This window comes from Rhizobium sp. CF142 (assembly GCF_000281145.1).
Taxonomy (GTDB): domain Bacteria; phylum Pseudomonadota; class Alphaproteobacteria; order Rhizobiales; family Rhizobiaceae; genus Rhizobium.
Genome location: NZ_AJWE01000014.1, coordinates 17,092 through 28,558 on the forward strand (window position 1 = coordinate 17,092; position 11,467 = coordinate 28,558).

The window sequence follows — 11,467 nt, forward strand, 5'->3', positions numbered from 1 at the left end:
AATGATCCTTTTTCCCGCGATCGACCTGAAGGGTGGACAATGCGTTCGCCTGAAGCTCGGCGACATGCAACAGGCAACGGTCTACAACAGCGATCCGGCTGCCCAGGCAAAATCCTTCGAAGAGCAGGGTTTCGAATGGCTGCACGTGGTCGATCTCGACGGTGCCTTTGCAGGACATTCGGCCAATGGCGATGCGGTTGAAGCGATCCTCAAGGCCACGAAAAACCCGGTTCAGCTTGGCGGCGGCATCCGCACGCTCGAGCATATCGAGAATTGGCTGTCGCGCGGGCTGCGCCGCGTGATCCTCGGCACCGTTGCCGTCCGTGACCCGGCGCTCGTCATCGAAGCCTGCAAGACATTTCCGGGCCATGTCGCCGTCGGCATCGATGCCAAAGGCGGCAAGGTGGCCGTCGAAGGCTGGGCGGAAGCTTCCGAACTCGGCATCATCGAACTCGCAAAGAAATTCGAGGGCGCCGGCGTTGCCGCGATCATCTATACTGATATCGATCGCGACGGCATCCTGACCGGCATCAACTGGACATCGACGCTGGAACTGGCGGACGCTGTTTCGATCCCCGTCATCGCATCGGGCGGCCTCGCCTCGATCGAAGACGTCAAGCGCATGCTGCAGCCGGATGCGCGCAAGCTTGAAGGCGCCATTTCCGGCCGGGCCCTCTATGACGGCCGGATCGACCCCAAGGAAGCGCTCGATCTCATCAAGGCCGCGCGGGCAAAGGAGACTGCATAATGACCCTGAAAGCCCGCGTGATCCCCTGCCTCGACGTCAAGGATGGCCGCGTCGTCAAGGGCGTCAACTTCCTCAATCTCGTCGATGCCGGCGACCCCGTCGAAGCGGCCAAGGCCTATGATGCGGCCGGTGCCGATGAACTCTGCTTTCTCGACATCACTGCCTCTTCGGACAATCGCGAGACAATCTTCGATGTGGTGGCGCGTACGGCCGAACAATGCTTCATGCCGCTCACCGTCGGCGGCGGCGTACGGACCATTGCCGATATCCGCAAGCTGCTGCTTTGCGGTGCTGACAAAGTCTCTATCAATTCGGCTGCGGTCAACAATCCGGATTTCGTTGCCGAAGCGGCTGACAAGTTCGGCGACCAGTGCATCGTCGTATCGATCGATGCCAAGCGCCGTCTCACGCAGCGGGTTGGCGGCGATAATCTCAGCGCCTGGGAGATCTATACGCATGGCGGGCGCAACGCGACCGGCATCGATGCGGTGGAATTCGCCCGGAAGATGGTCGCCCGCGGCGCTGGCGAACTGCTCGTCACCTCCATGGACCGCGACGGCACGAAGATCGGCTACGATCTGGAGCTAACGCGGGCGATTGCCGATTCCGTCCGTGTGCCCGTCATTGCGTCGGGCGGTGTGGGTGATCTCGACGACCTGGTGGCCGGCGTGAAGGAAGGCCATGCCAATGCGGTGCTTGCCGCATCAATCTTCCATTTCGGCACCTATTCCGTCGGCGAAGCGAAGCACTATATGTCTGAGCGCGGCATCGCGATGCGCCTCGACTGAGTTTGAAAGCAGTATCATGAGCGGATTTTCCCTTTCCGACCTTGAGCGGATCGTCGAAGAACGGGCGAAGGCCTCTCCGGACGAATCCTGGACCGCCAAGCTGGTGGCCAGCGGGCAGCAGAAAGCAGCCAAGAAACTCGGCGAGGAAGCGATCGAAGCTGTCATGGCGGCCATCACCAACGACCGCGATAACCTCACCTATGAGGCAGCCGACGTTCTCTATCACCTAATGGTCGTATTGAAGATTGCTGAAATACCGCTAGAGAATGTCATGACCGAACTTGCGCGGAGGACCGCGCAATCCGGCCTCAAAGAAAAGGCCAGCCGGCAGAGTTCATGAGCATCGCGACACAGATTATCGGAGTGGCGGAAAAGCTGGATCACTTCCAGACTGCATCCTTTTCCCCCTATCACTTCTTCACATCGAAACAGTGGGCGAAGTTTCGTGCCGACACTCCGATGACGTTGACGGCCGACGAGGTCAAACGGCTTCGCTCCATGGGCGACCCGATCGACCTCGACGAAGTCAGGCGCATCTACCTGTCGCTCTCACGCCTGCTTTCCGCGCATGTGGAATCCTCACAACTGCTGTTCGAGCAGCGCAACCGTTTCCTCAGCCTGTCGGACGTGACGAAGACGCCATTCGTGATCGGCATTGCCGGTTCTGTGGCCGTCGGCAAATCCACGACGGCGCGTATCCTGAAAGAGCTGCTCGGCCGGTGGCCTTCCAGCCCGAAGGTCGACCTCGTCACTACGGACGGTTTCCTCTATCCCAATGCCGTGCTGAAGCGCGAGAACCTGATGCAGCGCAAGGGTTTTCCGGAAAGCTACGATACGGGCGCGATCCTGCGTTTCCTGTCGGCGATCAAAGCTGGTCTGCCGGATGTGAAGGCGCCCTCCTATTCGCACCTCGTCTATGACGTGCTGCCGGACGAATATAAGATCGTCGACCGGCCTGACATCCTGATCTTCGAGGGTATCAATGTTCTGCAATCGCGCGATCTGCCAGCCGACGGCAAGATCGTCCCGATGGTGTCCGACTTCTTCGACTTCTCGATCTATATCGATGCCGAGGAAACGCAGATTCACAACTGGTATGTGACGCGCTTCATGCGGCTCAGGGAAACGGCCTTCCGGGATCCGAATTCCTACTTCCACCGTTACGCATCGATCAGCGACGAGGAAGCGATCGCGATCGCCGAAGACCTCTGGGCGAATATCAACCTCAAGAACCTGCGCCAGAATATCCTGCCGACGCGGCCGCGTGCTGATCTCATCCTGCGCAAAGGCAAGGATCACCTGATCGAGCAGGTCGCGTTGCGCAAGCTCTAAGGTACCTAGTTAGGGATTAACGCGGCGGAGCGTCAGGTTGATGCGGCCGCCGTTCTTCAGGAGCGTCGAGGTGGCCGGATAGATGCGGTCGACGCCGTGGAAGAAGAGCCGTCCCTCCCCACCCAGGATGACGAGATCCCCACTCGACAGCTTGAACGACATGGTCTTGTCGTTGCGGTTCAGGCCACCGACGCGGAAGAGGCAGGCATTGCCGAGGGAAATCGAAACGACCGGCGCCTTCCGGTCGTTCTCATCCTTATCCTGATGCAGGCCCATGCGCGCTTCATCGGAATAGAAATTGACGAGACAGGCCTCCGGCGGCTTGTCATAGCTCGAAACATCATTCCAGATTTCCAGCAATTCCGAAGGGATTGACGGCCATGGCCTGCCGGTCGCCGGATGCATCGGCTGGTAGCGGTAGCCGCGCTCCTTGTCCGTGACCCAACCGAGCGAGCCGCAATTGGTCATTCGGACCGACATAGGCTTGCCGGTGCCGGGCATGACCGGCACGTAGAGTGGCGCTTCAGCGACGATAGTCCTGATAATGCCTACTAGCGCTTCCTGACGGGTGCGATCCAGATATTCGGGAAGGTGGCGAATGCCGCTCGAGAGTTCGGGCATATCACTCTCCGCCGCCGGGCCGGCCGCGCATCTTCTTGACTTCCGAGCGCCCGGATTTTTCCTTCAGGCGCCTCTCGACCGAGCCTTTGGTCGGTTTGGTCTTCTTGCGTGGCGGTGGTGGCGGCTTGGCTGCTTCGAGGATCAGTTCTTTGAGCCGCTCACGCGCATCCTCGCGATTGCGGTCCTGGCTGCGGAAACGGCTTGCCTCGATCATCAGCACGCCATCCTTCGACATGCGTCTGCCGGCAAGCTTTATGGCGTTGGCCTTCACCCGCTCGTTGAGCGAGGGGGAATTTGGAATGTTGAAGAAGAGCTGGACGGCGGTCGAGACCTTGTTGACGTTCTGACCGCCCGGGCCGCCTGCCAGAACGAACTGTTCCGTCAGCTCCCATCCGGCGATGGTGATCCTGTCATCGATGTAGAGCGCGTCGCTGGCCATACCGCCTTCTATCCCAGATCGGCAGGTATTGTGAAGCGGGTGAAACCCGGCGCTGGGAACGCCGGGTTTCACGTGAATCGTCAAGAGTTTATTGGCGAATTACTCGGCAGCGACCTTGATGCCGGGCGCTGCATCACGCACGCCGCCGTCGACATGGTTTTCGAACTTGGCGAAGTTGGCGATGAACATGGAGACTAGCTTTTCAGCCTGCGCGTCATATGCCTGCTTGTCGGCCCAGGTCGAACGCGGATCGAGGATGCTGGTATCAACGCCTTCGACTGCGACCGGAACGGCAAAACCGAAATTCGGATCGGCGCGAAGCTCGACCTTGGCAAGTTCGCCGGAGAGGGCGGCTGTCAGCAATGCGCGGGTTGCCTTGATCGGCATGCGCTTGCCGATGCCATAGGCACCACCAGTCCAGCCGGTGTTGACGAGCCAACATTCGACGCCGTGGCGGCCGATCAGCTCCTTCAGCAGATTGCCGTATTCAGCGGGATGACGCGGCATGAAGGGTGCGCCGAAGCAGGTCGAGAAGGTTGCTTCCGGCTCCGTGACACCCTTTTCGGTGCCTGCCACCTTGGCGGTGTAACCGGAGAGGAAGTGGTACATGGCCTGCTCGGGCGTCAGCTTTGCGATCGGAGGCATGACACCGAAAGCATCGGCCGTCAGCATGATGATCGTCTTCGGATGAGGCGCGAGACCGGTTTCCGATGCATTCGGAATGAAATCCATCGGGTAGGCGCAGCGCGTGTTTTCGGTCAGCGACGCATCATCGAAATCCGGTTCGCGGTTTTCGTTGAGAACGACGTTTTCAAGCACGGTGCCGAAGCGCTGGGTGGTGGCGTAGATTTCCGGCTCGGCCTCTGCCGAAAGACGAATGGTCTTGGCGTAGCAGCCGCCTTCGAAATTGAAGATGCCGTTTTCGCTCCAGCCGTGCTCGTCGTCGCCGATCAACGTGCGGGCCGGATCGGCCGAGAGCGTCGTCTTGCCGGTGCCCGAGAGGCCGAAGAAGACAGCGGCATCGCCGGCGGGACCGACATTGGCCGAGCAGTGCATCGGCATGACGCCCTTGGCGGGCAGCAGGTAGTTCAGCACGGTGAAGACCGATTTCTTCATCTCGCCAGCATAAGAAGTGCCGGCAATCAGAACGATACCGTTCGTCAGATCGCAGGCGATCACCGTTTCGGTGCGGCAGCCATAACGCTCCGGATCGGCCTTGAAGCTCGGCAGGTCGATGATCGTCAGCTTCGGCGCAAAGCTTGCGAGCGCATCGGCCTTCGGGCGGATCAGCAGGTTGCGGATGAAGAGCGAGTGCCAGGCGAATTCGGTCACAACGCGGGTCGGCAGCGCCTGCTCTGCATCGGCGCCGCCAATGAGATCCTGCACGAAGAGATCCTTGCCGACGGCGTGAGCGAGCATGTCCTTATGCAGCAGGGCGAAATGCTCCGGCGACAACGGCTTGTTGTTGTCCCACCAGATCTGGCCATCAGTGTTTTCATCGCGGACGACGAACTTGTCGCGCGGCGACCGGCCCGTGTGCTGGCCAGTGGTCGCGCGAAGGGCGCCTTGGGCTGTCAGTTCGGCCTCTCCCCGGCGAATCGATTCCTCATAGAGAAGAGCGGCGGAGAGGTTGTAACGTACGCTCCGTACGTTGCTGAAACCGATCGTCGCCAGCTCGATTGCCTGGTTATGAACTCCGAACGTCTCCATAGCTTTTCCCTTCGCTGAAGCGCCTTGGCCGTTAAAATCAACGCGAAAATAAGAGGAGAAATTTTAAATGGCAATAGCCATAATCCTGGAAAATACAATGATATCAAATAATTAATCGATTTAAATTCTCGAAGTTCATTTTAAATCGTTTGAAGACCGCCTGTTGAAACAACTTGTCGCACCACTTCCGATTGCTGCTTATATGAGTGGGCAATCTACCCCTTTATCTTTGCCACAATTTGTTCCACCTTTATCCTCCATAAGCGCAACCGGTCACGAAGACCGCCTGGGGACGACCAATCCGGGAGATTGCGCACTGATGACGGAGACCAACACCATGCCGACAATCGCGCTCGTTGACGACGACCGCAACATCCTCACTTCCGTGTCGATTGCACTGGAAGCAGAAGGATATAAGGTCGAGACCTACACGGACGGCGCTTCCGCGCTGGATGGCCTGCTCGCGCGTCCGCCGCAGCTGGCGATCTTCGACATCAAGATGCCGCGCATGGATGGCATGGAGCTGCTTCGCCGGCTACGCCAGAAGTCGGACATTCCGGTTATCTTCCTGACTTCCAAAGATGAGGAGATCGACGAGCTCTTCGGCCTGAAGATGGGCGCCGACGATTTCATCACCAAACCTTTCTCCCAGCGTCTGCTGGTCGAGCGCGTTCGAGCTGTGCTGCGCCGCGCCTCGAGCCGCGAGGCAGCTGCTACCGGCGGCGTTGCCACAGCCGGCGCGCCGAAGGCGGGTGCGGTTCAGCAGGCCCGTTCGCTCGAGCGCGGCCAGCTGGTCATGGACCAGGAACGCCACACCTGCACCTGGAAGGGTGAAGCAGTCACCCTTACCGTCACCGAATTCCTGATCCTGCATTCGCTGGCCCAGCGCCCGGGTGTGGTGAAAAGCCGCGACGCCCTGATGGATGCCGCCTATGACGAACAGGTGTATGTTGATGACCGCACCATCGACAGCCATATCAAGCGGCTGCGCAAGAAGTTCAAGATGGTCGATACTGACTTTGATATGATTGAAACGCTTTACGGTGTGGGTTATCGCTTCCGCGAAGCAGCCTGACGCCTTAAGGCGCGGCGAGACGATTGAGGGCGGCGGGCCGGTCAAGCTGGCCCCGCCCTCCGAAAGGGCCTGTCATTGGCACAGTTGGTGCAGGAAAGGGATCTGGATGATGCGGAGGGCGTGAGCACCCGACGCGTCAGGGGTCGGCGTTGGTCGCATCCCTTCACCCTGATCCGCCGCATCTTCGGCAATGCCGTCTTTTCGAGCCTGACGCGCCGCATCGTCTTCTTCAACCTTGCGGCCCTGCTCGTCCTCGTCGGTGGCATTCTCTATCTCAACCAGTTCCGCGAAGGCCTAATCGACGCGCGCGTCGAGAGCCTGCTGACACAGGGTGAAATCATCGCCGGCGCGGTTTCGGCATCGGCCTCCGTCGATACGAACTCGATCACCATCGATCCGCAGAAACTGCTTGAACTGCAGGCCGGCCAGAGCATTACGCCAGTGCCGAACGATGAGGACCTCGAATTCCCGATCGATCCGGAAAAGGTGGCCCCCGTTCTTCGGCGGCTGATCTCGCCGACCCGCACCCGCGCCCGCATCTTCGATGCCGATGCCAATCTGCTGCTCGATTCCCGGCATCTCTATTCGCGTGGCCAGGTCCTGCGTTTCGACCTGCCGCCGGTGGAGGAAGAAAAACAGACCTGGAGCGAATGGTTCACAGCCCTCTTCAACAAGGCGCTGCAGCCGGGCAATCTTCCGGTCTACAAGGAAGCGCCTGGTGGCGACGGCTCGATCTATCCCGAAGTGATGAACGCGCTGACGGGTGTACGCGGCGCAGTCGTGCGCACGACGGAAAAGGGCGAGCTCATCGTTTCGGTTGCCGTTCCGATCCAGCGCTTCCGGGCCGTGCTCGGCGTGCTGCTGCTGTCGACGCAGGCCGGCGATATCGACAATATCGTGCATGCCGAGCGTCTCGCCATCATGCGGGTCTTCGGCGTAGCGACGCTCGTCAACGTGCTGATGGCGCTCGTGCTTTCCTCGACCATCGCCAATCCGCTGCGCCGGCTTTCGGCGGCGGCGATCCGGGTGCGCCGCGGTGCCAAGGAGCGCGAGGAAATTCCAGACTTTTCGGCGCGTCAGGACGAAATCGGTAACCTTTCCATAGCACTGCGCGAAATGACGACGGCCCTCTACGACCGGATCGATGCGATCGAGAGCTTTGCGGCCGATGTCAGCCATGAGCTGAAGAACCCGCTGACCTCGCTGCGCAGCGCCGTCGAAACACTGCCGCTCGCCAAATCCGACGATTCCAAGAAGCGGCTGATGGATGTCATCCAGCACGATGTCCGCCGTCTCGACCGTCTGATCAGCGATATCTCGGATGCATCCCGCCTCGATGCCGAGCTTGCGCGCGTCGATGCCGGATCTGTCGATCTGGAGGTATTTCTGCGCGACCTCATCGACGTATCGCGCCAGATCCGCAGCACCAAGAAGAAGGTCGAGATCGACTATGCCGTCGATCGCAAGCCGAACGTCAAGACGCGTTTTGTCGTCAAAGGACATGACCTGCGTATCGGCCAGATCATCACCAACCTGATTGAAAATGCCCGTTCCTTCGTACCGGAGCAGAACGGCAAGATCACGGTGCGTCTGGTCCGTACCCGTTCCCGTTGCGTCGTCTATATCGAAGACAACGGCCCGGGCATCCAGGCAGAGAATATCGACCGCATCTTTGAACGCTTTTATACAGACCGGCCGGAATCCGAAGGCTTCGGCCAGAATTCCGGCCTCGGGCTTTCGATCAGCCGGCAGATCGCCGAGGCGCATGGCGGTTCATTGCGGGCCGAAAACATCGTCGACGACGAGAGTGGCAAGCTGCTCGGCGCTCGCTTCATCCTTGCCCTTCCCGCCGATGCCGCGGCATGATCAACATCCACGCCACCGCAATCGTCATCGGAAAGACCGGCCTGCTGTTCACCGGCCCCTCTGGCTGGGGCAAGTCGATGACCGCTTTTACCTGCATGGCGGAGGCACGGCGGCAGGGGGTTTTTTCTGCTCTCGTGGCCGATGATCAGGTACTTCTTTCGAAACAGGACGGAGCAATCATTGCCGCCTGTCCGCCCGCTATTGCCGGGCTCATCGAGTTGCGCGGCACCGGGATCGTAAAGCACGACCATATCGCTGAGGCGGCGATGCATTTTGCTGTCCTGCCAGCCAGCGCCACGGGCGAAAACCGGCTCCCTGCGGAAGGAGAAACCGTCGTTCTTGCCGGGGGGGTCGAGCTGCCTGTACTGCGACTGTTGCCCAATCTTCCCCTGCCTCTTGCCGTGTTGATGGCAAAAGCGCCCGAAATCGGAAGTTGAGGCCTTCCGGACGGCCGGATACGGCCTATATATTTATATTTTTATCTTGCACTTCGGCTTTTGATCGCCAAGATGTGCCCCCACCGGTGGACGTAATTGCTGCGTTGCGATATTGGGGCCACGGTTTGCGTATGCCATGGGAGCAGTAATATCATGATCGGACTTGTGCTTGTCACTCATGGCAAGCTGGCTGAAGAGTTTCGTCATGCCGTAGAGCACGTCGTCGGTCCTCAGAAATTCATCGAAACGGTCTGCATCGGACCGGAAGACGATATGGACCAAAGACGACAGGACATTCTCGAAGCCGTTTCCGGCGCAGACGACGGCCATGGCGTCGTCATTCTCACCGACATGTTCGGCGGTACCCCTTCCAATCTCGCAATCTCGGTGATGAGCAGCGGCCACACCGAAGTCATCGCCGGCGTCAACCTGCCGATGCTGATCAAGCTCGCCGGCGTACGCGGCGAGAACAATATGGAAAAGGCGCTTGCCGAGGCTTCCGAGGCAGGCCGTAAATACATCAACGTCGCGAGCCGGGTCCTGAGCGGAAAGTAAGAAGCCTCCATGACACCGCTCTCCCGGGAACTCCTTATTATCAACAAGCGCGGCCTGCATGCGCGCGCTTCGGCAAAGTTCGTCCAGACGGTCGATGCCTTCGATGCAACGATCACCGTTTCCAAAGACGGCATGACGGTTGGGGGAACCTCCATCATGGGCCTTATGATGCTTGCAGCAAGCCCCGGCTCCAGCGTCATCGTCTCGGCGACCGGCAACCAGGCTGCCGAAGCACTGAATGCCCTCGATCAGCTCATCCAGAACAAGTTCGGCGAAGAAATCTAATCTTCAGCGCCATATAAAGATATAAAGACTTCTTTATATCCCCGTTGCCTTCCCGGCTGAAGCCTGCTAAACGGCGAGCATGACGTGCATTCCGCACGTGTTCGATCCGTTGCGGTCATCGTCGCGTCCTTGCGATGTTTTTGAGACGTTTTCAGCCTGGAGAGTCCTATGAGCACTGAAAAAGATTATGTTGTCGCCGATATCGGTCTTGCAGATTTCGGCCGCAAGGAAATCACCATCGCCGAAACCGAAATGCCCGGCCTCATGTCCTGCCGCGCCGAATTCGGTGATTCCAAGCCGCTGAAGGGCGCGCGCATTACCGGCTCGCTGCACATGACGATCCAGACGGCCGTTCTCATCGAGACGCTGGTCGCGCTCGGCGCCGAAGTCCGCTGGGCTTCGTGCAACATCTTCTCGACGCAGGACCATGCCGCTGCGGCGATCGCCGCTTCCGGCGTTCCGGTCTTCGCCATCAAGGGCGAGTCTCTCGAGGATTATTGGGTTTACACCGACAAGATTTTCCAGTGGGCCGATGGCGGCTTCTCCAACATGATCCTCGATGATGGCGGCGATGCCACCATGTACATCCTTCTCGGCGCCCGCGCCGAAGCCGGTGAGGACGTTCTCTCCAACCCGCATTCCGAAGAAGAGGAAATCCTCTTCGCGCAGATCAAGAAGCGCCTCGCCGCTTCGCCCGGCTGGTTCACCAAGCAGCGTGAAGCCATCAAGGGTGTCACCGAAGAAACCACGACGGGCGTCAACCGTCTTTACCAGCTCAGCCAGAAGGGCCTCCTGCCGTTCCCAGCGATCAACGTCAACGATTCCGTCACCAAGTCGAAGTTCGACAACAAGTATGGTTGCAAGGAATCGCTGGTTGACGGCATCCGCCGCGGCACCGACGTGATGATGGCCGGCAAGGTTGCCGTCGTCTGCGGTTACGGCGATGTTGGCAAGGGTTCTGCCGCTTCGCTTTCCGGCGCTGGCGCCCGCGTCAAGGTCACGGAAGCCGATCCGATCTGCGCCCTGCAGGCCGCCATGGACGGTTACGAAGTCGTTCTGCTCGAGGACGTCGTTTCCTCCGCCGATATCTTCATCACCACCACCGGCAACAAGGACGTCATCCGCATCGACCATATGCGTCAGATGAAGGACATGGCGATCGTCGGCAATATCGGACACTTCGACAATGAGATCGAAGTCGCCGCGCTGCGTAACCTGAAGTGGACGAACGTCAAGCCGCAGGTCGACCTGATCGAGTTCCCGAAGGGCAATCGCATCATCCTTCTCTCCGAAGGCCGCCTGTTGAACCTCGGCAACGCAACCGGCCATCCGTCCTTCGTCATGTCGGCCTCCTTCACCAACCAGACGCTGGCACAGATCGAGCTCTTCACCAAGCCCGGCCAGTACGAGAACAAGGTCTACATCCTGCCGAAGCATCTCGACGAGAAGGTTGCGCGCCTGCACCTCGACAAGCTCGGCGTAAAGCTTACCCAGCTCAGCGAAGAGCAGGCTGCCTATATCGGCGTGAAGCCGCAGGGTCCGTTCAAGTCCGACCACTACAGGTACTGATTTCGTCTTCGATATCCACAAGATGTGGTGGCCCCGGCATTG

At 59.5% G+C, this 11,467-nt stretch carries 13 protein-coding genes; 10 read left to right on the plus strand and 3 right to left on the minus strand.

Going from position 1 to position 11,467, the window contains the following annotated elements:
- The first annotated feature begins 1 nt into the window (after position 1).
- From hisA to coaA, 4 genes are read left to right on the plus strand one after another with little or no spacing between them, the layout of a single operon-like run.
- Positions 2-748, plus strand: coding sequence for a 1-(5-phosphoribosyl)-5-[(5-phosphoribosylamino)methylideneamino]imidazole-4-carboxamide isomerase (gene hisA, locus PMI11_RS04230; RefSeq protein ID WP_007813727.1), 747 nt, complete (start codon positions 2-4; stop codon positions 746-748).
- Positions 748-1,536 (plus strand): imidazole glycerol phosphate synthase subunit HisF, encoded by a 789-nt coding sequence (gene hisF / locus PMI11_RS04235; RefSeq protein ID WP_007813729.1) that lies wholly within the window; start codon positions 748-750, stop codon positions 1,534-1,536. The genes hisA and hisF overlap by 1 nt, the downstream gene beginning before the upstream one ends.
- Before the next feature lie 16 nt (positions 1,537-1,552).
- Complete coding sequence (locus PMI11_RS04240; RefSeq protein ID WP_007813731.1) at positions 1,553-1,876, plus strand: phosphoribosyl-ATP diphosphatase; 324 nt, start codon at positions 1,553-1,555, stop codon at positions 1,874-1,876.
- Complete coding sequence (coaA, locus tag PMI11_RS04245) at positions 1,873-2,868, plus strand: type I pantothenate kinase (RefSeq protein WP_007813734.1); 996 nt, start codon at positions 1,873-1,875, stop codon at positions 2,866-2,868. The genes PMI11_RS04240 and coaA overlap by 4 nt, the downstream gene beginning before the upstream one ends.
- A 9-nt stretch (positions 2,869-2,877) precedes the next feature.
- Here coaA and PMI11_RS04250 read toward each other — a convergent pair whose 3' ends face one another.
- The 3 genes from PMI11_RS04250 to PMI11_RS04260 form a co-directional block, all read right to left on the minus strand.
- Positions 2,878-3,489, minus strand: a complete 612-nt coding sequence (locus PMI11_RS04250; RefSeq protein ID WP_007813736.1) for an alpha-ketoglutarate-dependent dioxygenase AlkB family protein — start codon at positions 3,487-3,489, stop codon at positions 2,878-2,880.
- Position 3,490: 1 nt separating this feature from the next.
- Positions 3,491-3,928 (minus strand): alternative ribosome rescue aminoacyl-tRNA hydrolase ArfB, encoded by a 438-nt coding sequence (gene arfB, locus PMI11_RS04255; RefSeq protein ID WP_007813737.1) that lies wholly within the window; start codon positions 3,926-3,928, stop codon positions 3,491-3,493.
- 99 nt (positions 3,929-4,027) lie between these two features.
- Positions 4,028-5,638: a phosphoenolpyruvate carboxykinase gene (locus PMI11_RS04260; protein ID WP_007813738.1), complete on the minus strand. Its 1,611-nt coding sequence runs from the start codon at positions 5,636-5,638 to the stop codon at positions 4,028-4,030.
- Between the two features lie 337 nt (positions 5,639-5,975).
- Between PMI11_RS04260 and PMI11_RS04265 the strand changes: the two genes are divergently transcribed.
- The 6 genes from PMI11_RS04265 to ahcY all read left to right on the plus strand — a co-directional run bounded on the left by PMI11_RS04265 (position 5,976) and on the right by ahcY (position 11,425).
- Positions 5,976-6,713: a response regulator transcription factor gene (locus PMI11_RS04265; protein WP_007813739.1), complete on the plus strand. Its 738-nt coding sequence runs from the start codon at positions 5,976-5,978 to the stop codon at positions 6,711-6,713.
- Positions 6,714-6,788: 75 nt separating this feature from the next.
- Positions 6,789-8,579 (plus strand): sensor histidine kinase, encoded by a 1,791-nt coding sequence (locus PMI11_RS04270; protein WP_007813741.1) that lies wholly within the window; start codon positions 6,789-6,791, stop codon positions 8,577-8,579.
- Complete coding sequence (locus PMI11_RS04275; RefSeq protein WP_007813743.1) at positions 8,576-9,016, plus strand: HPr kinase/phosphorylase; 441 nt, start codon at positions 8,576-8,578, stop codon at positions 9,014-9,016. The genes PMI11_RS04270 and PMI11_RS04275 overlap by 4 nt, the downstream gene beginning before the upstream one ends.
- A 153-nt stretch (positions 9,017-9,169) precedes the next feature.
- Positions 9,170-9,571, plus strand: a complete 402-nt coding sequence (locus PMI11_RS04280; protein ID WP_007813746.1) for a PTS sugar transporter subunit IIA — start codon at positions 9,170-9,172, stop codon at positions 9,569-9,571.
- 9 nt (positions 9,572-9,580) lie between these two features.
- Positions 9,581-9,856: an HPr family phosphocarrier protein gene (locus PMI11_RS04285; protein WP_007813748.1), complete on the plus strand. Its 276-nt coding sequence runs from the start codon at positions 9,581-9,583 to the stop codon at positions 9,854-9,856.
- A gap of 168 nt (positions 9,857-10,024) precedes the next feature.
- Positions 10,025-11,425: an adenosylhomocysteinase gene (gene ahcY / locus PMI11_RS04290; protein ID WP_007813750.1), complete on the plus strand. Its 1,401-nt coding sequence runs from the start codon at positions 10,025-10,027 to the stop codon at positions 11,423-11,425.
- The last annotated feature ends 42 nt before the right edge of the window (positions 11,426-11,467 follow it).

What these genes read in the sequence shown, in the direction of transcription:
- hisA (WP_007813727.1), top strand. Translation starts at nt 2, where the DNA reads ATGATCCTTTTTCCCGCGATCGACCTGAAGGGTGGACAATGCGTTCGC.
- hisF (WP_007813729.1), top strand. Translation starts at nt 748, where the DNA reads ATGACCCTGAAAGCCCGCGTGATCCCCTGCCTCGACGTCAAGGATGGC.
- PMI11_RS04240 (WP_007813731.1), top strand. Translation starts at nt 1,553, where the DNA reads ATGAGCGGATTTTCCCTTTCCGACCTTGAGCGGATCGTCGAAGAACGG.
- coaA (WP_007813734.1), top strand. Translation starts at nt 1,873, where the DNA reads ATGAGCATCGCGACACAGATTATCGGAGTGGCGGAAAAGCTGGATCAC.
- PMI11_RS04250 (WP_007813736.1), bottom strand. Translation starts at nt 3,489, where the DNA reads ATGCCCGAACTCTCGAGCGGCATTCGCCACCTTCCCGAATATCTGGAT.
- arfB (WP_007813737.1), bottom strand. Translation starts at nt 3,928, where the DNA reads ATGGCCAGCGACGCGCTCTACATCGATGACAGGATCACCATCGCCGGA.
- PMI11_RS04260 (WP_007813738.1), bottom strand. Translation starts at nt 5,638, where the DNA reads ATGGAGACGTTCGGAGTTCATAACCAGGCAATCGAGCTGGCGACGATC.
- PMI11_RS04265 (WP_007813739.1), top strand. Translation starts at nt 5,976, where the DNA reads ATGCCGACAATCGCGCTCGTTGACGACGACCGCAACATCCTCACTTCC.
- PMI11_RS04275 (WP_007813743.1), top strand. Translation starts at nt 8,576, where the DNA reads ATGATCAACATCCACGCCACCGCAATCGTCATCGGAAAGACCGGCCTG.
- PMI11_RS04280 (WP_007813746.1), top strand. Translation starts at nt 9,170, where the DNA reads ATGATCGGACTTGTGCTTGTCACTCATGGCAAGCTGGCTGAAGAGTTT.
- PMI11_RS04285 (WP_007813748.1), top strand. Translation starts at nt 9,581, where the DNA reads ATGACACCGCTCTCCCGGGAACTCCTTATTATCAACAAGCGCGGCCTG.
- ahcY (WP_007813750.1), top strand. Translation starts at nt 10,025, where the DNA reads ATGAGCACTGAAAAAGATTATGTTGTCGCCGATATCGGTCTTGCAGAT.